This window comes from Streptomyces sp. NBC_01214, from assembly GCF_026340975.1.
Lineage (GTDB): Bacteria > Actinomycetota > Actinomycetes > Streptomycetales > Streptomycetaceae > Streptomyces.
Genome location: NZ_JAPEOS010000001.1, coordinates 4,967,074 through 4,986,817, shown reverse-complemented (window position 1 = coordinate 4,986,817; position 19,744 = coordinate 4,967,074). Strand labels below are relative to the sequence as shown.

15 protein-coding genes and 2 pseudogenes are annotated in these 19,744 nt (G+C 68.9%); 8 read left to right on the top strand and 9 right to left on the bottom strand.

What is annotated here, in order from left to right:
* Positions 1-29: 29 nt before the first annotated feature.
* The 4 genes from OG594_RS23325 to OG594_RS23310 form a co-directional block, all read right to left on the bottom strand.
* The gene (locus OG594_RS23325; protein ID WP_266602042.1) at positions 30-1,568 is read right to left on the bottom strand and encodes a hypothetical protein; all 1,539 of its coding nucleotides are present in this window, start codon (positions 1,566-1,568) and stop codon (positions 30-32) included.
* Positions 1,565-3,712 carry a hypothetical protein gene (locus OG594_RS23320; RefSeq protein WP_266602040.1) on the bottom strand — a complete coding sequence of 716 codons (2,148 nt, stop codon included), beginning with the start codon at positions 3,710-3,712 and terminating at the stop codon, positions 1,565-1,567. The genes OG594_RS23325 and OG594_RS23320 overlap by 4 nt, the downstream gene beginning before the upstream one ends.
* 64 nt (positions 3,713-3,776) lie before the next feature.
* Positions 3,777-3,998, bottom strand: coding sequence for a hypothetical protein (locus tag OG594_RS23315; protein ID WP_266602038.1), 222 nt, complete (start codon positions 3,996-3,998; stop codon positions 3,777-3,779).
* Positions 3,999-4,333: 335 nt separating this feature from the next.
* Positions 4,334-6,580, bottom strand: coding sequence for a pentapeptide repeat-containing protein (locus tag OG594_RS23310; protein ID WP_266602036.1), 2,247 nt, complete (start codon positions 6,578-6,580; stop codon positions 4,334-4,336).
* A 1,721-nt stretch (positions 6,581-8,301) separates the two neighbouring features.
* Here OG594_RS23310 and OG594_RS23305 point away from each other — a divergent pair.
* The 3 genes and pseudogenes from OG594_RS23305 to OG594_RS23295 all read left to right on the top strand — a co-directional run.
* A complete protein-coding gene (locus tag OG594_RS23305) occupies positions 8,302-9,846 on the top strand; it encodes a S8 family peptidase (RefSeq protein WP_266602034.1) in 1,545 nt (514 codons plus the stop codon).
* A 109-nt stretch (positions 9,847-9,955) separates the two neighbouring features.
* Complete coding sequence (locus tag OG594_RS23300; protein WP_266602032.1) at positions 9,956-10,423, top strand: hypothetical protein; 468 nt, start codon at positions 9,956-9,958, stop codon at positions 10,421-10,423.
* A 313-nt stretch (positions 10,424-10,736) separates the two neighbouring features.
* A pseudogene (locus tag OG594_RS23295) lies at positions 10,737-10,838 on the top strand (IS5/IS1182 family transposase); the annotation flags it as partial.
* 259 nt (positions 10,839-11,097) lie between these two features.
* Here OG594_RS23295 and OG594_RS23290 read toward each other — a convergent pair.
* Positions 11,098-11,406 (bottom strand): hypothetical protein, encoded by a 309-nt coding sequence (locus tag OG594_RS23290; RefSeq protein ID WP_323185284.1) that lies wholly within the window; start codon positions 11,404-11,406, stop codon positions 11,098-11,100.
* A gap of 110 nt (positions 11,407-11,516) precedes the next feature.
* On the opposite strand from OG594_RS23290, the gene OG594_RS23285 reads away from it, so the two are divergent.
* Both OG594_RS23285 and OG594_RS23280 read left to right on the top strand, forming a co-directional pair.
* A complete protein-coding gene (locus OG594_RS23285) occupies positions 11,517-11,924 on the top strand; it encodes a hypothetical protein (RefSeq protein ID WP_266602030.1) in 408 nt (135 codons plus the stop codon).
* Between the two features lie 133 nt (positions 11,925-12,057).
* A complete protein-coding gene (locus OG594_RS23280) occupies positions 12,058-13,500 on the top strand; it encodes an NF041680 family putative transposase (RefSeq protein ID WP_266600414.1) in 1,443 nt (480 codons plus the stop codon).
* Positions 13,501-13,550: 50 nt separating this feature from the next.
* Here OG594_RS23280 and OG594_RS23275 read toward each other — a convergent pair whose 3' ends face one another.
* Positions 13,551-13,760, bottom strand: a complete 210-nt coding sequence (locus OG594_RS23275) for a hypothetical protein (RefSeq protein WP_266602028.1) — start codon at positions 13,758-13,760, stop codon at positions 13,551-13,553.
* A gap of 670 nt (positions 13,761-14,430) precedes the next feature.
* Positions 14,431-14,828: pseudogene (locus tag OG594_RS23270) on the bottom strand (transposase); the annotation flags it as partial.
* Positions 14,829-15,630: 802 nt separating this feature from the next.
* On the opposite strand from OG594_RS23270, the gene OG594_RS23265 reads away from it, so the two are divergent.
* Together OG594_RS23265 and OG594_RS23260 are read left to right on the top strand one after the other, a co-directional pair.
* On the top strand, positions 15,631-16,113 hold the full coding sequence (locus OG594_RS23265; protein WP_323185283.1) for a DUF2690 domain-containing protein: 483 nt from the start codon (positions 15,631-15,633) through the stop codon (positions 16,111-16,113).
* A 475-nt stretch (positions 16,114-16,588) separates the two neighbouring features.
* Positions 16,589-16,876, top strand: a complete 288-nt coding sequence (locus OG594_RS23260; RefSeq protein WP_266602026.1) for a hypothetical protein — start codon at positions 16,589-16,591, stop codon at positions 16,874-16,876.
* A 654-nt stretch (positions 16,877-17,530) separates the two neighbouring features.
* Here the strand turns inward: OG594_RS23260 and OG594_RS23255 are convergent.
* Positions 17,531-17,989, bottom strand: coding sequence for a MarR family winged helix-turn-helix transcriptional regulator (locus tag OG594_RS23255; RefSeq protein WP_266603136.1), 459 nt, complete (start codon positions 17,987-17,989; stop codon positions 17,531-17,533).
* A gap of 219 nt (positions 17,990-18,208) precedes the next feature.
* Here OG594_RS23255 and OG594_RS23250 point away from each other — a divergent pair, with 219 nt between their 5' ends.
* The gene (locus OG594_RS23250) at positions 18,209-19,174 is read left to right on the top strand and encodes an alpha/beta hydrolase (protein ID WP_266602024.1); all 966 of its coding nucleotides are present in this window, start codon (positions 18,209-18,211) and stop codon (positions 19,172-19,174) included.
* A 66-nt stretch (positions 19,175-19,240) separates the two neighbouring features.
* Here the strand turns inward: OG594_RS23250 and OG594_RS23245 are convergent, their stop codons facing one another.
* Positions 19,241-19,648 carry a RidA family protein gene (locus OG594_RS23245; RefSeq protein WP_266602022.1) on the bottom strand — a complete coding sequence of 136 codons (408 nt, stop codon included), beginning with the start codon at positions 19,646-19,648 and terminating at the stop codon, positions 19,241-19,243.
* Positions 19,649-19,744 lie beyond the last annotated feature (96 nt).

The window sequence follows — 19,744 nt, the reverse complement described above, 5'->3', positions numbered from 1 at the left end:
GCGGGCGGGGGCCGGGCCTGCCGTCGGCCTCAGTTGGGGATGGAGCAGTTGGCGTCGGGGGCGCGGCCCGCGGGCCAGGCGATGCCGTCGAAGACGGCGGTTTTGGTCGTCGGGTCGAGATGGACGATGGAGACGGTCTTGTTGTACGGGTTGCCGTACTGGTCGAGGCAGATCCAGCCGCTGGCGCCCTCGACCCGGTTGTTGCCGTGCAGCCGCAACCAGTTGTCGGCTACCTCGGAGAGGGAAGGCATCTTCACGCTGCCCACGGCGTCGTTGCGGATGCCCGCGATGGCGGTGGAGACCGCGTCGTAGGTGATGATGACGCGGCCGTCGGAGAGGTTGGCGGGGCCGATCGAGTCGGGCTCCTTGGTGCCGAGCTTCTGGACCAGGTCGGTCAGCTCCTTCAGCGCCGCCTTGGAGCCGCCGGTCGGCATCGTGCTTCGGTCCCCCCAGGCATCGGGGTGGGCCAGGCCCGGGTAGCGCAGGGTGATGCCGGCGCCATGGGTGAGGGCGCCCCACTGGTCGGCGAACTTCTCGTCGACCGTCAGGGTGGAGGCGTGCGAGCCGCTGATGACCGTGTAAGGCTTGTTGCACTTGCGGTTGCTCAACTCGACGAGGAACAGCCGCAGTTGCACCGGTCGGCCGGCGAAGTAGATGGTCTTCGCGTCGGAGGAGCAAATGTCCGGCACCATCTGGTGGAAGTCGTTGGCGAGGTTGCCCTCGTCGTTGAAGTCGGGCGGCGACCGGAAGGTCTCCGGGGCGTTGGGCGCGCCCTTGGCCAGCTTCTCGAAGGTCTGACGCAGGCTGGCCAGGTAGTTGTCGCCCTCGCGGATGTCCTCGACCACCAGCGTCTCTTCGGGCTTTATGTCCGACCCGTACGAGGCGAGGGCGTCGGCCTGGTCGGTGTTGCCGGGGGCGATCCGGGCCAGGCCCGGGTAGCGGTGCGGGTCGACTGCGGTGTTCTTGATGTCGTCCGCGGTCATGGGGCCCGCGACGACCGGGATCCCCTTGTCCTTCGTGAGGTAGCGGACGGCCTCTTCGGTCTCGGTGATGCTGATGTTGATGCCGGCGACGGCGCGCAGGTTCTCCTTCTTGTCGGCCGCGGCCCGCGCGAGCTGGTCGGCGACGGTACGCCACTCCTTGTAACCCCGGCCGGGGTTGGCAAGCACCAGCCGGATGGGCGGCTGCTTGCCGTTGGCCTGGTGGTTCGCGCGGTACTGCGCCAGATAGGCGCCCTGCACCTGCTCGACGTACTCATGCTGCTCGGCTTGGGTGTCGGAGATCATGGGGATCATCAGGGCGATGGTGGCCGGCGACTTGCCGGCGACGCTGTCGTTCTCCGCCTTGATGCGGTCGGTGACCTGCTTCAGCGACGGGGCGAATACGTAGCTGCCGTCGGTGACGCCGACGCACTCGTTCCGGGGGCCCCGCTTCGCTACGCCGGGGGCGCAGGCCGGGTCCTCGGCGAGCCACCGGTCATAGGAGACGTAGCCGCCGGTTCCCAGGACGACGGAGACGGCGGCGATCAGCAGGGCACGGTTGAGCGGTCCGGCGGGCCAGAGTGTCATGGGCGGGGCTCTCCGTAAGTCGGCAGATCGGGTGCCTGGATCCAGCGGTTCAGCAACTGGGGCCACTCCTCGTAGGCCTGGTAGAAGACCTCCTGGGGGCCGACGGCGCTGTTCTGGGCCAGGGTGAGCAGCTGCAGCCGGACTGCGTTGACCTTCCTCGGGTCAGGGTGCGCGAGGGGATGCGACTGCCGCCACAGGTTGAGGACGAGGAGCTGTACGGCCTGGCGCACGGGGTCGTTGTCGGCCGCGAGCCGGTCTTCCACGGGATCCGCAGCCGGGACGGCCGGGTGCTCCGGGGGATGCGGTGCGGCGCAGACGAGGTTGAGAGTGGCGAGCCACCCCGGCGCGTCCTGCTCGGCCAGGCGGCGGTGCAGGGCGCGCACGACGACGTCGGTGTCGCCGATCGCGAGCGAGTGGTGCAGGTAGCAGGCATCGCGCGGGTCGGCGGCGCCCGGCGCGTACAGGAGGCGCAGCCGCCGGTGGCTGCCCCGCCAGTCCCCACCCCCGGGCGCCGCGCCAGTGCGGGTGCGGAGGTCGTGCACGAGCAGGGCCCGCAGGGTGGGATCACCGACGAAGGGCCCGCCGGTGCCCGGCCAGGGGTGATGGCTCCAGCAGTCCTTCCGCAACAGGCGCTTGGTCTCCGCCACGGGCACTCTGACGGTCGCGGCCACGGGCTGTCCGTCAGCTCCGTGCGGCACGTGGTCGGCGTCGAGCGCGTGGGCGGCCGCGTCGTCGAGCGCCGGGGTGTAGGAGGCGAGACGGGCCCGGGCCTCACCGTCGGGGATCAGGAGCCGGAGCAGCCGTTCGTACACGGGCAGCGTCGGCCCGTCGTCGAGCGGCAGCGCGAGCGGAAGGTCGAGCAGCGCGCCGTGGTCGACGGGCTCATGGAGGCCGATCTTCTGCCGGACGGACAGCACCAGGGCGTGGGTTATCCCAGCGCGCCCGGCGCTGAGCCGGTGGATCACGTGAGCGGTGTCGGGCTCCGGCCGGTCGTTGCCGAACATCTCCTTGACCTCGTCGAGGTCGAGCTGTGCCATCGGCAGCCTCAGCACCCAGCCGGCCGCCGTCTGCGGCCTGTCCTGCCGCCAGTACGGGCCCGCCGCACTCCTCGTCGACGGGGCGGTGCCCTCGGCGTCGGGCACGGCGGGCTCCTGGGCGAGGGCCGCCGTGACGACGCCGGGGTGTGTCCGCGTGGGCTCGTCGTGCCAGGCGCGGGTCAGCGCGTCCAGGACCGTCACACCCAGCGGGGTGTGGACGTTGTCCAGGAGCAGCAGCGGGCGCGGCACCCGGTTCTTCAGGCGCATCCAGGTGTAGTGGTCGGCCATGTCCTCCAGGAGGGCGGCCACCAAGTGGTGCTCCGCCCGCCGCCGGTCGCCCCCGTCACCGCGGAAACACATGGCGAGATCGGTCAACTGGGCGTGTCCGTCCCCCTGGGGGCCGACCCGACGGCCGGCCCACCAGCCCAGGCCCTGCCTGTTGGCGCGCGGGCCGAGCAGTTCGGTGGTGACGATGTCGGTGAGCGGCCCCACGAGTTCGCTCACCCCGGGTCCCAGCCCCGCTGCGGCGCTGACGCCCTGGGTGACCTGTCCGATCCAGCCCGACACCCGCTGGTTGCGCGCCTGGAGGTCGGGCTGGCTCTCCCGTAACAGCCCCGCGAGGCGACGACGGGCGGCCTGCAGCTCGGCGGGCTGGACGTCCTCGGACTGCCAGCTGGTGACCGCGAGCAGCCCCTGGGTAAGTCGGGGGAAGGACAACTTCCCGGCGAACTCGTTCGGCTTCCGGCTCAACCCGTCCATCAGGTAGAAGAGCAGGTCCGAGGTGCGCGAGGCGTTCGCCGTGGTCTCGTCTGCCAGGGAGGCGAGCCCCGGCTGGCCGAAGTCCGCCGCCCCCAGGTCGGCGTACGCCTGCGGGATGCGCTGCGCGTACCGCTTCGAGAGCTCTTTCAGCAGCGCGGTCTTGCCGGTGAGCCGCCCGCCGCCGCACTCGATCAGCAGCGGACTCCCGCCCGGTATCCGCAGCCGGGCGGCTCCCTGCGACTCGAGCCCCACCAATGAAGGCACGACGGCATCGAGCACCGCCGCCCGTCCGTACAGCGTCACCATGACCCCCCAGTCATGCGGCTCGATGGTGCACCGTCGCCGCATGGCAAGGAGCGTAAGGGGACGGCTACATGTCGCCACCGACATTCGACGAAGCCGCACCTCTCGGTTACGCTTTCGTGACCCACAGTGGGGCGGGGCACTCCTTCGGCCCGTGTGTCGCCTCTCCGAGCTCTGGGGAACCTTCCGGCACAGAGCCGGTGACACCAGGCCCAACGTAGAGCGCGCCGAAGTGCAGCCCGCCCTGATGGGTGGCGGCGCCGGCATGCGGTGTGGCGAGGAGCGTGGCGACGAGTGCCGGAGTCGCGGCGAGCATCGCGGTCTTCTTCATGATGATGCTCCCCCCTGAGGCGGTGTCAGCGCACCGCCGTGGTGTGAGCAGCGGCCAATACATCCGCGAACGGGGCGGTCGGCTGCTCACCGGAGATCAACGGCGGGCTGGTGAGAGCGGCACGGCCGACCCCCGCCCGTTCCAGCGGCGCCGCACCTGCTCGGCCGCATGCCCGCGTCCCGTGACAGCCGCACTTCCAAGGCGGAGGGGCGCCCGTGTCCTGGACGTACTCCCGCGCGCCCCGACAACCTGGGGGTCCCCCGGACGGAGTCGGGGGGATCAGGTGCGGTGCCGGGCGTCTCGGGCCCGACGGGACTTTGACGACAGGGCCTCGGCTACCGCTTGACTCGTCCGCGCACGGCAAGCACCGCGAGCCCCAGCAGCACGGGCTCGGTCAGGCGGGATGCCATCTCGGTGTAGGTGCCGGTTGTGGTGAGGTGCTGGCCGGAGGAGCGAAAGACAACGGAGTTCACGACGATCCGCAGGGACTTCTCCCAGCGCTGTGAGGTCACTCGGGTGCGCAGTGGGCCGGAAGGGTTCACGGGGGTGGGGTTCTTCGTGGTCAGTGAGATGTTCTGCCCGGTGAGCTGCCCGGTCGTTACGGCCTGTGGGTCGTTCTCCGGGATGCCCCACAGCATCATGATCAGGACTGTGGCGGTCATGGCGCCCAGGAGCCAGGCAAGGGCCCTGGAGGCGCGCAGCCCGTAGCCGGACAGGGCCCAGTACAGGGTGAGCAGCGCGCGCTCGGAGTAGGGCCGGTCGCCGTCGTGGCGGCGCATCTCCATCTCACCGTAATAGAAGTCTGCTGCGTCCGGTTCGTTCTTGGCGTCCTCGAGGGACTTCCGCAGCTGGCGGTACACGGGTGCGAGGGCGGCAGGCTGTTGGGGGGACGTTCCGGCAGGCGCGGGTGTCCAACCGGTTGAGCCGGTGGCCGCGCGCCAGTGGTGTTCCTCAGCGAGGCTGCGACGCTGTGTCCAGCGGGTGGGAAAGGTGCCGTGCCGGTGCAGGCCGGTGGGAGCGGCCGCGAAGGCGCAGCGGCCTTCCAAGCGGAGCTGGTCGAGGTGGAAGGTGCCGGTGAGCCTGCAGCTGGACAGGTCGACGTCCGTCAGCGCCAAGTGCGCCGCGTCCACACCGGTCAACGAGGTGATCCGGGCACTGGGGTCCCGGCCGGCCAAACCGGACTCGTCCACTGGCCGCCGGTCGTACATGAAGGCAGACGGGCGCGTGGCCACGCTCACCGGGTACTCGAAGACGGCGTCCGTGAGATCCACCGTCGCGTAGCGCAGACGCAGCGTGGCCGTGGAGTCCCAGCGAGTCCTGACACAGGAGAAGGAGGCCGTTGCCGCCTCGATGGCCACCGGCCCGCCGAAGTGCGCGCCTGAGAGATCCAGCTCCCCCTGGCAGGCCAACGGGCCGAGTCGGGACAAGGTGTCGAAGGTAGCTCCGCTGAAGGAGGCACCGGTGGAGAAGGTCGCCGCGCCGAAGACGGCGCCGCCGGAGAACGTCGCCCTGCGGAAGGCCGCCTCACCGGAGAACACCGCCCCGCTGAAGTCGGCGCTGTCCGAGAACACCGCCCCGAGGAAGCGGGCCCCGCCGGAGAACGCCGTTCTGTGGAAGGCAGCCTCGCCAGAGAACGTCGTAGCGTCGAAGCGGGCACTTCCGGCAAGAGCCGCCGAGCTGAACCGGGCGCTGCCGGAGAAGATCGCCAGGCCGAACCAGGCTTCGCCGGAGAACGTCACGCCGCGAAAGTCGGCGCTGCCGGCGAACGTCGCCTTGACGAATCGGGCGTCGCCGACGAACAGGGCTCCGCCGAACCCGGCGTCACCGGAGAACACCGCCTCGCGCAGGCTCGCCCCGCCTGAGAACCTCGCCCCGTTGAAGAGAGCCGTACCGGAGAACGCCGCCTTGCTGAACCCAGCGTCCCCGAAGAACACCGCGGCGCGGAAGTCGGCTTTGGTGAACTCGGCACGGTCGAAGCGGGCGTCATGACGGAACTCCGCCCCACCGAACCAGGCGTCACCGGAGAAGGCCGCTCTGACGAACGTGGCGTCGGTGAACATCGCGTTGTCGAAGCGGGCGTCAAGGGCGAACATCGCCCCACCGAAGTCCGCAGCACGGGAGAACACCGCCCTGCTAAACCCGGCGCTTCCTGCGAACGTCGCCCTCCCGAACCCGGCGCTCCCTGCGAACGACGCCCCGCGGAAGAGAGCATCGCCGGAGAACACCGCCCCGTCGAACCAGACGTCCGCGAAGGCCACTCCGCCGAAGTCGGCCGTGTCGGAGAACGTGGTGGCCTGGAAGTTGGCGTGGCTGACCAGCAGTCGCCCGCTGTTCGGGTCCCGGAGCGCGTGGAGCAGCCGATGCAGCAGATCACTGGTGAAGGTGGTGCCGGAGTGATTGATCTCGGTGTCGGGGGTCAGGCTGGCCAGGTACGTCGCGCGGAAGGCTTCCGACAGGTGGGTCAGGCAGGCGTCGTACGGGTCGACGATGAGGCCACGACAGCCCACGGGATCGTCCGGGCTTGCTCCGACGGCGCAGTGCGGCCAGGGCGGCGGATCCAGGTTCGGCGAGGTCGTGGTCACCAGGAGAAGAGATCACGGGAGTGGTGATTGCAAGGACCGTCGACACGACACTGAAGCCGACTACACCGATATGGCGCGCGCTGACGTCGCGCCGATCGGCGAGCCGCTTGATCGTGCGGGAGCGCGAGGGCGGACTGAACCCCATCTGGTTGCATCTGGTTGCATCTGGTTGAGGCAGAGAGCACGGAATTCGAGATCGTCGACAAGAAGATGACGGTCGGCGTGAGAATGACGTGGCCATTCGCCACTCGTGTCGGCACCAGTGCGTCATGGCCCGTCAGTGTCGACTACCGGGTCGCTGGGGCTACACCGCTGACAACCAGCTGACGAAACTCCACTGACACTCCCCCGCAGGCCATCAGTGGTCGGTGGCGGGCAGCGGGGTCTCGTCACGGTCGTGCACGGGTTGCTCCGAAGGGTGGGGGGCTGACCGATGATGTGGCCGAGGCGGAAGTGCAGGCGACGGCGGGTGGGGTAGCGGAAGCCGGTCAGGATGGTGCCCAAGGCGGTGTCCATCGCCCAACGGACCCCCGGTGGCGGGTGCCTGCTGCGGAGTCCGTGCGATCGGTGTCGGCTTGCCCGAGCGCTGCCGGGTCGAGCCGGGTGCGGGGCAACCAGTCGACGACCACGCTCGGCGGCGTCGAGGTAGACCAGGACACCGCCCCGGTCCTCGTCCACCGCCGGCTCGGGCGGCGCCATGTGCAGCCCAGCTGTGGCGAGGGTCGAGCCGCACCTGTTCCAGGAGCTCCGGCTCGTCGAGCCATCGGCGGACGACCGTGGCGAGACGGCCCCGAAGACGGCGTGGCGGAAGACCCCTGGTACGCCAAACGCCATCACGGGCAAGGCCTCGCCAGGCCCGCGCCTGGCCCGCGCCTGGCCCGCGCCTGGCCCGCGCCTGGCCCGCAGTACGCCGCGAGGACGCGTGCACACTGCGGAACGGTCCTCCGCACGTCTACGACTTCCACCAGGACGAAGCCACGGGGCCGATCAACCCGTTCCCGCTCGACCCTTCGCGCAGCAGTGGCCGCGTGAACGTACACCACAAGCCTGACCAGCCCCTTTCAACGGGAGCGGGAGCGGGCAGGCCGCTACCGGCCAACCATCCCGAAGCGTGCGCCTCGGCGCATCCCCGGCAAGATGTTCAACGCGTTGTTCGCCTCTCTCCGGCACAACCGGGACCGTGCTTGCTGGCCTTCTGGTTCTCGAACGGCGTCCGCGCCGAGGAAGGCGGCTCTGGCGCCCGCTGAATTGCGACGCGGCTCGGGCGACGTTCAACCGGGCCAACGACGTACTCGGATCGAACTGGACGCTCCACCACCTGCGTCACACGGCGTCCTACCGACTCGCCCGCGACCCCAGCACGCCGCTGTCGGAACACCCGTACGAACGTGGAGCCGGTGTGAGCACCCGTGCCCTGAGGCGGCCGGATCAGCAGGTTTCGCCGGCGCGTTTTCCCTCCCATGGCAGTCCGCCCTGTGGATGTGCGACCGGCCGCGACCTGTGTCAGCGTGGTGGGGAGAGCTATCGGCACCGTCATCCTGTCGATGTCATTCCGGCCGGTCAGCCGGCGGGCCGTAGTTCAGCAAGTACGGTCGCGCGGCGGGTCCAGAGGCTGAAGCCCCGTACGGCAGATCCATGACTTTCCGGCGCAGGCACATGCGGATGTTCGATCCGACGCCAGCCGAGACTCCCACGCGTCATGACGTGGAAGAGGTGCGGATATGCCCAGGCAGGGAGTGGATGACGGAAACCGCCGACCGCAGTACGACGAAGTACGAGGACATCCCGAACTCATCTGTGCGGTGGCGGAGGACGTGGGCGTGGCGATCACGCCGTCGGGCGCGTCGTCGACCCGAGGCGCTGATGTGGCCGGGCTGAATGAGCTGGCGGCTGCGCCCGACATCGTCCTGAAGCCGCTGTTCGATGCCGACCTGGCCCGGCTGCGCCGCCAGGCCCAACAGACGCCGCAGGCTGGCGAGTTCGCCGATCAGGTCGAGGAGAACCTGGGCAAAATGGCGCGCTTCTACCAGGTGGACGCGCCCGAGGAGCGGCTCGAGGAGATCGCCGAAAGACTCCGGGAACTCGACGTCATCGAGGCCGCCTACGTCAAGCCGGCTGCCGAACTCGCCCGAGCCAGAACCGAGGCCCGGCCCCGAATACGCCCCCTCTCCAGGGGCGAGTCCCGGGGCGAGGAGCGCAAGGAAACGCCCATCAACGACATGGCTCCCATTGGGCCGGACGCACCGTCGATGACGCCCGACTACACGGTCCGCCAGATCTACCTGGACCCGGGACCGGCTGGCATCGACGCCCGCCACGCATGGAAGCAGCCGGGCGGCACAGGGGACGGGGTCCGAGTGATCGACTGCGAATGGGGCTGGCGCTTCGGCCATGAGGACCTGCTGCAGAACCAGGGTGGTGTCATCGCGGGAATCAGCAGCACCGACACCGATCACGGAACCGCCGTCCTCGGCGAGATCAGTGGCGACGTGAACGGGTTCGGCGTCACCGGCATCGCGCCCGACGCAATGATCAGCGCCTCGTCGTTCTCTCTGCCGACCGCGACCGCCATCCGGGCCGCCGCGGACCGACTGGGTCCCAGGGACCTCCTTCTCCTGGAGATTCACCGGCCGGGGCCACGGGCCACCGGGATAGGCCAGCAGGGGTTCATCGCGGTCGAGTGGTGGCCGGATGACTTCCTTGCCATCCGGTATGCCACGGACAGGGGCGTGGTCGTCGTCGAAGCTGCCGGCAACGGCGCGGAGAACCTCGACGACCCGGTGTACGACAGGTCCCCCGGCTTCCCGCTGTGGTGGACCAACCCCTTCCGGCGCAGCCTGCTCGACTCCGGTGCCGTCATCGTCGGCGCCGGCGCTCCCCCGCCTGGCACCCACGGCGCGGACTGGGGTCCTGACCGTTCCCGCCTCGGCTTCTCCAACTTCGGCTCGTGCGTGGACGCGCAGGGTTGGGGCCGAGAGGTCACCACGACGGGATACGGCGACCTGCAGGCCGGGGGGAATCCCGACTTCTGGTACACCGACAGGTTCAGCGGGACGTCGAGCGCGTCCCCGATCGTCGTTGGCGCTGTCGCTTGCGTACAGGGCGTACTGAAGGCGAGCGACCGTAGTCCGCTGGACGGGTGGCAGGTCCGGGACCTACTGAGGCACACAGGCTGGCCTCAGCAGGACGCGCCCGGACGCCCGGCCACCCAGCGGATCGGAAACCGACCCGACCTGAGTCAGCTGATTCCGGCCGCGCTGGCATGATCACCGGCGATCGCCGACGACAGCCGGCACTGCGGCGGACGGACCGCCCGCCCGCCGCAGTGCCGGCTGGGCGCCCCAGCGCCGCAGGAAAAGAGACGGGAGGCGCAACATGACCTCATTTTCCGATGATCGCTGCTACCGGATAAGCGTTCCCGGCGGCGACCTTCTCACCCTGGAGGACGCGGACGGCGACTCGTCACCGGTACAGATCCTTCCTCCCAACGGCAGTGGCGAGCAGGAGTGGAAGATCCACCCCGCCCATCACGGCACCTTCACGATCACGAACGTCAGAAGCAAGACGTTCCTGGGCTTCGCAGGCGAGCCCGACCACAATGTTCTGGTGGGCGGATCACCCGAACCCCGCGCATGGCAACTCACTCCCGTTGAGGAGCCGGACCACTTCGTTGTCGGTCCTCCCGGCACCGAACTCGTCCTCGGGCGCAGCCCGATGCGTATCGATCCGCCACGCACCGCCCTGGTGGAGCCTCTTGGAGAGGCGACCGCATGGCACTTCCAGCTGGTCGGTCAGGTTCTGGCAGCACCGGCTGAGCAGGACTCTCCCGTGCCCCCTGAGTGAACTCCGCCGGGCCGAAACCTCGACAAGGAAGGCCCCGAGAGCGTCATGTCAGACACCCCATGTCGTCGGCTGTCGAGCGGCATGGGGTTGGGCGTGATGCGACGAGCATGCGGTTACTTCGTCGTGAGCGTGCGGGTTTTGAGGCAGCCGTGGATGCGGGCGTCGAGTCTGATCACTTTGAGCGCGATGGCGGACAGGCCCGCACACGAGCGGGCGACAACAACGGCTTCGCGGTCTCCCACACCCCCCGCCTGCTTCGGAATATATCGAAGTCGGCGGCCCACCGCCGGTTCCTGATCCGCGCTGTCCTCGGATCCGCCCACGCCAGGGCGAAAGTCCGAGCCCTGTGGACCGGGGTGAGCCGGGTTCCAAGATGCACGTCCTGTCGGACGCGGCAGGGCTGCCCCTCCTCGTCGGCACCTCGGCCAAGCGCTAGAGCCGATGCTGCTCGGTCGCCAAACGAGACACGACCCCCACCGTCCACGCGGACACGCGGACACGCGGACACGCGGACACGGCCTACGACGTTCCCCACCTGCGCAGGTGGTTCCGCGACAAACGGATCGGGGTCCGTATCGCGCGCAAGACGATTTCTCAAGCGGTGATCACAATAACTGCCCGCAGGTTATGTGCCCCTGACGTTCCAACAGACCAACCGGGCGGCACCACCAGGTTCAGGGGACGATCTCGAAGATCTGGTCCTCGTTGCTGTCCACGTTGAACAGGAACATGTCAGCGTCGAAGGAGTCGGTGCTGGCCGTCCATTCGCACCAGCTGAACTCCCGCAACGGCATGGCACGGATGATCCCCGAGCCTGGCCACACCTGCCCACCACCCATGATGAAGTCGCACCACCAGACGCTCACGTCGTCCAGATCACCGCCGTACGGGATCTTGGAGCCGCCCGGTGGAACGTTCCACCAGCCTTCCTTCGTCCAGTCGCCGCCGTCCGGGCAGCCGGGGGTGAACCGCATGATGGCCACCGAGACCGTAAACGGGCACCGGTTCAGCTTGTTCTTTAACCTCGGGACCTTCTTGTCAGTGCCTGGTTCTATCCTCCGCTGAACGTCACGGATGGACTGGGAGTCAGGCTGTGCAGATCGCAGGGGTAGACCTGTATGTGAATCACCCGGTGATGGCGCTCGGTTCGACCGAGTGGATCCCCACTACGTTGGCCCTCGACGGCGCTCCTGCCGCTGCGTGCGACACGCACCTCATCGTTCGGGTGCAGGCCCAGGTTGCGCTGGTCAAGGTTCGAGTCTTTCAGGGTCACGGTGACGCGGATGACCACGGAAGTGACAGAGAGCCTCTGACCACCGTGTTCGACGGGCATCTTCTGCTGAGTGACGGTCGGCTCGTAGTTGGGGATGTCGTTGGCGAGAGCCGATTCACCACTTCTCTGCTCGGGAAGCCAGGTAGGCGGCGGGTTCGGGTCTCGGTTGACGATCCGCAGGGATGGGCTCGCGTGGTTGATGTCGTCATCAGCGCCGAGACAGTGTGACGGAGCCGTGTATCAGCTCGAATGATCTTCGAACTAGGTGGCTCACGTGTGGATTCGCCGGACGTGGGGGCGGCCTTCGTTTGATCCTGTGCTCCGACCAAGGTGCACGTGACCCAAGACGAAGGCCGTGAGGGTGAGTCTGCTGCCTGATGCTGTCCGGAGGGAGGCGCTCGCGGAAGCGTCACGCTTCCGGGGCGAGTTCTACGAGTGTCTGACCGCGCGACGCGACGAGTTGTTCGAGCTGGTGGACGCGATGCTGTGTGCGGACGGGGCGGTGAAGACGCCGGTGGACTTGACGTTGCTGCCCGAGCATCGACGTGGCCACGGAGCGATGTACGGCGGCCTGAACCACGGCAGGATCGACGCCGACCAGCTGCGTATGGCGCTGGCCGGGCTGTCGCTGCCGCGGTTCGACGGTGGACGCCTGGTCCTGGCGGTCGATGTCTCGCCGTGGCTTCGTTCGGACGCGCCTTGTTCGGCGGACCGGCTGTTCTGTCATGTCTACGGCCGTGCGAAGACGGCCTCGCAGTTCATCCCGGGCTGGCCCTACTCCTTCGTCGCTGTGCTGGAGCCGGGCGCCACGTCCTGGACCGCGATCCTGGATGCGGTGCGGCTGGGGCCAGTGGACGACGCGACCGCCATCACGGCCGACCAACTGCGAGGTGTCGTGGAGCGGCTCATCACCGCCGGCCAGTGGAAGGCCGGGGACCCGGCCATCGTGATCGTCAGTGACGCGGGCTATGACGTCACCCGTCTGGCCTGGGTCCTGCGCGACCTGCCGGTCGAGCTCGTCGGCCGGGTCCGCTCCGACCGCGTCATGCGCCTGCCCAAGCCACCGAGGATGCACGGCGTCAATGGCCGACCGCCTAAGCACGGCCCGGAATTCCGCTTCGCCAAACCGGAGACCTGGCCCGAGCCGGCCATCACCACGATCACGGACACCACCAACTACGGCAAGGCCGAAACCCAGGCATGGGACCGGGTCCACCCACGGCTCACCCACCGGTCCTCATGGCTGGACCACGAAGGCGAACTGCCCTTGGTTGAAGGGACGCTGATCCGCCTGAAGGTTGAGCACCTGTCGAAGGACCGGGATGCTCCGCCGGTGTGGTTATGGTCCTCCAAGACCGGCGCCACCGCGGATGACGTGGACCGCTTCTGGCAGGCGTTTCTCCGCCGTTTCGATCTGGAGCACACCTTCCGCTTCGCGAAACAGACCCTCGGCTGGACCACCCCGAAACTCCGTACTCCTGACGCCGCGGACCGCTGGACCTGGCTCCTGATCGTCGCGCACACCCAGCTCCGGCTCGCCCGGCCCCTGGCCGCGGACCTCCGCAGGCCCTGGGAGAAGCCCACCACCTCCGGCCGGCTCACCCCGGCCCGGGTCCGCCGAGGGTTCAGGAACATCCGCGCTCATCTCGCCTGCCCGGCCCGTGTTCCCAAACCTCAAGGCGCCGGACCCGGACGGCCACCCGGCGCCAAGAACAAACACCGGGCACCCCGCTACGACGTCGGCAAAACCGTCAAGCGCCCCGAGACCCTCAAGGCCATCGGCAAGCCCGGAAGATCTTGGTAGATAAAGAACAAGTTCAGATACTGCAGCATCGTGGCATCTCCCTCCGGTCTTCAGCTCTTCCCGGACCCCGTGGCCCGGCCAGGAGCCGGACGCACGCCCTCGCGGCCCTCGCGTTCGACGAGCGCGTCGGGGACCGGAGTTGTCCGGTAGGGCCGGCGCACCGTGACGTTCGTCCTGCGTTCCGGGGTTTTCTCGTCGCCGGGTGCTCCGAGGTCTTCTCTCTTGCTCACCGGCACGGTGAAGCGCTCTTCTTCTGCCATGTCCGTCGTCCTCCGACCTGTGTATCGAGGGTTCGGGGAAGCTCGGAGCAGACGGTCCGCCGCGATCGCGGCGCTCACCGGTATGCGGCCGACTGCCGCTGGGAACAGGCCCTTTCCTCTATCGTCACGCCGCGCCGAGTGCGGCGCAATGCGGCTGGTTCAGCCGAGGAGACGCCAGGTCTGCGGCCCGACGACGGCGTCGACGACGAGCCTCTCTGCCCCCGGAAGTCGCACACGGGCCTCCTCAGTGCGGGGCCCGAACCGGCCGTCGACCCAGGCCCTGATCCCGCGCGTGAAGGGCATGCCTGCGAAAGGCCGGCGAAGAGCAGCTGCTACTCGCTCTTCTTCGGGCGGGGAAGTTTCCAGCGGTCCGCCCGATAGCGCGCCGGCTCGTCACTGCCAGGCTTCGGCGGGTTGAGCGTACAAACCATGGCGCAGTCGGGCGTCAACGTGAACGTCACCACGTCACCTTTAGCCCGGTGACCGTAATACACGTTGGCCCGATGGCCACCCTGCACAAGCGCTGTTCACCACCGTCTCAGGCGGACTGGCGATCGTCTCCTGCCGAAGCTGCCGCTCCCCCGCGAGGCCCCGCCGGGTCGGCTCCGCGTACCAGGCTCAGGCCTCGGTGCCCGCGGGGCCGACCGTCGATCCGGACTCACTGATCGTTTCAGAATGATCTCCGGAGTCGTCGGAGGGAGATGATGCTGGCTGCCCGTTCCCGACCACCCAGCATGTGCCGCCGAGCCCGGAGCCATGCGCCGTGCCGCGACGCGCGATCTGCGGCTTGATCCCTCGTTTCCACGGCAAGCGGCGGTACTCGTAGCCGCGGTCCGCGAACAGCCGCTTGGGTCTGCTGCGTGACGTCGTGGCGGTTCCCGCCGGTGAGCGACACGGCCAGTGGGGTGCCGGGCCGGTCCACGATCACGTGGTGCTTGGAACCCGGACGAGCACGGTCTACTGACGAGGAACCCACATGATCCCCGCTTTCAGCGCCCTGACGTGGGAGCCGTCAAGCGCGCAATCATCCATGTCCAGGCCGCCGTTGACCCTCGGCTCGGTGAGCACTGGTGTGTAGGTTGCGCGCATGGTCATGTACGGAGAGCCGGGAGGGTCCCGCGCCAACGACTGCCAGCCGGCGTGGGCGCGGCCCTCCAGACCGCGGGCGCGGGAGCGCGGGCGGCCTGCTCGAAAGCATCGGCCACCGCCCGGACACGGTCGCGGACGAGCGCCGCTGGACCCGGTGCTGGGCGGGCGCCCAGTCCGCGGGGGCGACGTGCGGGGTGAAGCGCTCGCGGCAGCACGCTTCAGCTTCCGGTCATAGCCGCGCCACACGGTACCCATTCCGCCCGACGCGATCGGCTCACGGTCGAGGACGTAACGACCCCGATCTAACTCCCCCGGCGACCCATGGCGACGCACATAGCCGCCCAAGAACCGCGCTGGCGAGGCTCGCGTCCGTGGCCATGCAACGCCATGTCCCTCGCGCGGAGAAATGCGTTGCCATGGGCACCGAAGCGGGCCGGTTTCCCCTGGCCCCTGATGCCCGTTCCCGGCGAAGGTGAACGATTCCCGCAACATTTGACAGGAAGCTGGTCGATTCCCGGCGGTTCTGACATCACGGCCACGATGTGTGTGCGAGGAAAGAAATGTGACACCCCGCAGCTTCGCGATCAAGGTGATCAAGGTGATCAAGCAGCTGGGGTTTGACATTGGGACGCGGCGCGAGCGAGACACACACGCCCGGACCGAGCTGAGGCCAAGTCCCACGCGCGCCGTCGCCCGCACATCACTCCGGGGAGTGGTTTGCCCGTACCGCTGTTGTGGACCCTGCACCCGGGCGGCTATGAAATGAAACGCAATATGCTGGATGCGCCATCTGCGCATTCTTCCTGGTATGTCGAAGGGATCCAGCATGGCCGTTCGCCCCTTAGCTCTCTCCTGCCTTAGCACCGCAGTTTTCGCGTCATCGCTGCTGCTCGTCCCCGCCCTGCCCGCCGCAGCCGAGGCGCCGACCTCATGCAGGGGTTCCTCGTGCACGGGGAAGAACCCCCAGAGCGAGGGGTGCAGCTCCGGCGCCAGGGTCATCGACCGGGTGCAGCCGGCGGGTGGTGGGCCAGAGGTGGAGTTGCGGAACTCGACCCGGTGCAGCGCCGCGTGGGCGCGCATCCAGAAGGCCAACAGCAACTGGCGGTTCAAGATCGAGATCCGGCGCGGGAACTCGTACACAGCGAACGCCTCGCCCTCCTACGCCGCGTACACACGGATGGTCGGGTCGAGCAACGCCTACCGTGCCTGCGTGGAGATCTACGACGGCCGAGGGGGCAGCTGGTCCTGCACCGACTGGCACTGACCCGCACCCGCCCGGCCGAGCCCGACCACATCGGGCCTGGGCGGGGTTCCCTCCTTCTACCGCAACCACAACGGCGCGGCACCCGACCGACCAGCCCCCCCTTCGAGGAGGCCCCGGCGGAGGCACACGCTCTTGATTGCCGGCGCCGAGTCGGCGTCTGTGTGACTGCTGCGACCCCGTACCGCGCTTCCGTGTCCGCTATACCCCGCTGCCGTGAGCGGCACCGCTGGTGGTTCGAGATGTCCGCGGACCTGTGCTTACGGTGCGCGCGATGAGGAGCGATTTCGAACAGGACAGGGGACAGGGGGCACGGGTGAGCACGACTCCGGCAGCATCGGTGAGCGCGGCAAAGCTGCGGCGGCGGGTTCGCGCTGTAGAAGCGCTCCAGGCGAAGACGCGGGAGACGGCCGCGGCAAGCGTGTGGACCACGCGCGGAAGGGCGGCGAACGCCGCACGAGCGAAGGACGAGGCCGACATGACGGCACGGGAAGCCGCTGCCGTAGCTCTACGGTTGTTCGACCACGACGCAGAGCTGGTCGCGGAGCTGCTGGGAGTGCCGGTCGAGGAACTGGAACGCGAGGCGAAGCCTGTTACCGCCGCTCGCGCGAAGGAGATCATCGAAAGGTTGCGGGCCCGCGCAGAGCGCCCGCGCTCCTGCCGCCCCCGTACGCCTCGGGCGGAAGCGTCGACCCCGCTCCCTCCGGCTCCTGGCACCGCAGCTCGGGTCCTCGCCCCGGACGACAGCCGGGCTGATGCCGCCTGAGAACGACCTCGGACCCGGACTCTTCCTGCTCTTGGCGGTGAACGGGTCCGGGCCCGCGAGGTCGACCGCACCTCGTCAACCTAGGACCGCTGGTTCTTCTGCGGCGGGATCTCCAGCACCGGCCACGCCAGTTTTCGGGCCACCTCGCGGCCGGGCGGGACGCGGCGCGGCACCTTGCCAGCTCACCTGTACGGGTACCAGCTCGCGAACGGCGTCATCCCTCGCCTCGGCTGGGGGACGGACAGCCCGACCGTCTGCCGCACCTGCGACAACCACTCCTGCCAGCAGCCACCGCACCTCCGGCTGGGCACGGCGGCGGAGAACCGGGCCGAATGGCCGGCCCGCCGCCGAGATCCAGGCAGTCCCCCTGGCCGACCTCCGCGGCCCGGCCGGACGCTCCCGCTCGATCGGCGCTGCCATCCGCGCCGGCCTGGCGAGCAACCACCGGGTCTGATCTGCACGGATGGATGTCCCGACTCGGCGTGCACAGTTCGGCAGCTGTCGAAGGCGGGGCGTTCTGGCTCAAGCAGCAGAGCTGCGCGCTCATCACCCCTGAGATCGCAGGTTCCAATCGTGGCCCAGTACCACGAAGTTCGGGCCCCCGTCGAGCGCGTACGCTGCGATACGCCTGGCGGCCGAGGTCAAGGGCCGCGCTCACCTGCGGGTGACGTTCTCCGTGATCAGGCGGAGCAGGTATCTGGCCGTGGCGTCCTGTTCCGGAGTCAGGTTCATCGCATCGCCGATGGCGAGCGGGACGGCCCGGGCCTTGCCCTGAAGGGCCGCTCCAACCTCGGTGAGGCGCACGGCGACCGAGCGCTCGTCGTCCACGCGCCGCTCGCGCAGGACCAGGCCGTTTGCTTCGAGGCGCTTGAGCAGCGGGGAGAGCGTGCTGGACTCCAGCTGGAGCGCGGCTCCCAGGTCCCGTACGGAGAGGGAGTCCCGCTCCCAGAGGGCGAGCATCACCAGATACTGCGGGTAGGTCAGTCCGAGTTCGTCCAGCAGGGGCCGGTAGCTCGCAGTGACCGCGCGCGAGGCGGCGTAGAGGGCGAAGCAGAGCTGGTCCTCCAGCCTGAGCGAGTTGCCTTCCGCCTGCCCGGGCGCCGCCTTCTCCATGTCGCTGTTTCCCTCTGCTTCCGCCTGGTCCGCTGCTGCCATCGGCTCGGATCCCGGCTTCTCATCCTACTATTCGAAGCGCACGCGACCATAGTGCGGTCGATTGAGTTGTGCACGACTTAATCGTGTATTACTTTCCTGATGTGCCTGCCGGGCGGCGGGCACGACGACCGCCGAGGGTCACCAGCCCTCGATGCCCTACGCCTTGGAGAGTCCGACATGACTGAGAAGAGTGCTCGTCCGGTCCTGGAACCCGCTGCGGCCGCATTCGCGGAGGCCACGGCGAAGCCGCCGTTCCTGTTTCAGATCCCGCCGGCCGAGGGCCGCAAGGCCGTCGACGAAGTCCAGTCCGGTGACATCGTCCTACCCGCCGTCGACGAGGAGTGGGTGACCGTCCCCGGCGGTCCCACCGGCTCGGTCCGTGCGCGAATCGTCCGCCCGACGGGGGCATCCGGGTCGCTCCCGGTGATCATCTACATCCACGGAGCCGGCTGGGTGTTCGGCAACGCCCACACCCACGACCGCCTCGTGCGCGAACTCGCCGTGGGAACCGGCGCGGCCGTCGTCTTCCCCGAGTACGACCTCTCCCCGGAGCACCGCTACCCGGTCGCCATCGAGCAGAACTGGACGGTGGCCCGCTGGGTCGTCACCGACGGCGCCGGCCACGGCCTGGACGCCACCCGGATCGCGGTCGCCGGGGACTCCGTCGGCGGCAACATGAGCATCGCCCTCACCCTCATGGCCAAGGAGCGCGGCGGCCTGGACCTGCGCCAGCAGGTCCTCTTCTACCCCGTCACCGACGCCGCCTTCGACACCGGCTCCTACCACCAGTTCGCCGAGGGCTACTTCCTGCGTCGCGACGGCATGCAGTGGTTCTGGGACCAGTACACGACGGACGAGGCTCAGCGGGCGGAGATCACTGCCTCCCCGCTGCGCGCCACCACCGACCAGCTCACCGGCCTGCCCCCGGCCCTGGTCATCACCGGTGAGGCCGACGTCCTGCGCGATGAGGGCGAGGCGTACGCCAACAAGCTCCGCACCGCCGCGGTCCCGGTCACGGCCGTCCGCTTCCAGGGCATCATCCACGACTTCGTCATGCTCAACACCCTGCGCGAAACCCACGCCGCCCAAGCCGCGATCGACCTCGCCACCACCACCCTGCGCACCGCACTCGCCAGCGCCTGAGCAGCCCGGCCCGCCGCACGGCAGCACCCCGCCCCGAACAGACCGGCGCGACCGAGGCCCGCCGGTTCAGTCGAGGACGGCGGTTGCTTCGATCTCCACCAGGTGCTCGGGGACATCCAGCGCCGCGACGCCCAGCAGCGTGGCCGGCGGGACCGGTGCGGCCCCCAGCTTCGCGGCCGCCCGACCGACCCCCTCCATCAGCAGGGGCATCTTGTCGGGGGTCCAGTCGACGACGTAGACCGTCAGCTTCGCCACGTCGTCGAAGGATGCGCCGACCGCGGCCAGGGCGGTTCCGATGTTGAAGTAGCACTGCTCGACCTGGGCAGCGAGGTCGCCTTCACCGACCGTGACACCGTCCGGGCCCCAGGCGACCTGCCCGGCGAGGAAGACCAGCTTCGACCCGCTCGCGACCGACACCTGATGGTAGATGTCGGTCTCCGGCAATCCGTTGGGGTTCACCAGGGTGATGGCCATGCTGCCTGCCTCCATTGCTCTGCGAGCCACTCTCTTGTGGTTACTGAGAAACCGTAGGAGAGTGGTCGCTGACATGGAAGAACGCACTTTTCAGTG

What these genes read in the sequence shown, in the direction of transcription:
- OG594_RS23255 (WP_266603136.1), bottom strand. Translation starts at nt 17,989, where the DNA reads ATGGAGAAGGCGGCGCCCGGGCAGGCGGAAGGCAACTCGCTCAGGCTG.
- OG594_RS23265 (WP_323185283.1), top strand. Translation starts at nt 15,631, where the DNA reads ATGCGCCATCTGCGCATTCTTCCTGGTATGTCGAAGGGATCCAGCATG.
- OG594_RS23325 (WP_266602042.1), bottom strand. Translation starts at nt 1,568, where the DNA reads ATGACACTCTGGCCCGCCGGACCGCTCAACCGTGCCCTGCTGATCGCC.
- OG594_RS23275 (WP_266602028.1), bottom strand. Translation starts at nt 13,760, where the DNA reads ATGGCAGAAGAAGAGCGCTTCACCGTGCCGGTGAGCAAGAGAGAAGAC.
- OG594_RS23315 (WP_266602038.1), bottom strand. Translation starts at nt 3,998, where the DNA reads ATGAAGAAGACCGCGATGCTCGCCGCGACTCCGGCACTCGTCGCCACG.
- OG594_RS23305 (WP_266602034.1), top strand. Translation starts at nt 8,302, where the DNA reads ATGCCCAGGCAGGGAGTGGATGACGGAAACCGCCGACCGCAGTACGAC.
- OG594_RS23320 (WP_266602040.1), bottom strand. Translation starts at nt 3,712, where the DNA reads ATGCGGCGACGGTGCACCATCGAGCCGCATGACTGGGGGGTCATGGTG.
- OG594_RS23260 (WP_266602026.1), top strand. Translation starts at nt 16,589, where the DNA reads ATGACGGCACGGGAAGCCGCTGCCGTAGCTCTACGGTTGTTCGACCAC.
- OG594_RS23250 (WP_266602024.1), top strand. Translation starts at nt 18,209, where the DNA reads ATGACTGAGAAGAGTGCTCGTCCGGTCCTGGAACCCGCTGCGGCCGCA.
- OG594_RS23245 (WP_266602022.1), bottom strand. Translation starts at nt 19,648, where the DNA reads ATGGCCATCACCCTGGTGAACCCCAACGGATTGCCGGAGACCGACATC.
- OG594_RS23300 (WP_266602032.1), top strand. Translation starts at nt 9,956, where the DNA reads ATGACCTCATTTTCCGATGATCGCTGCTACCGGATAAGCGTTCCCGGC.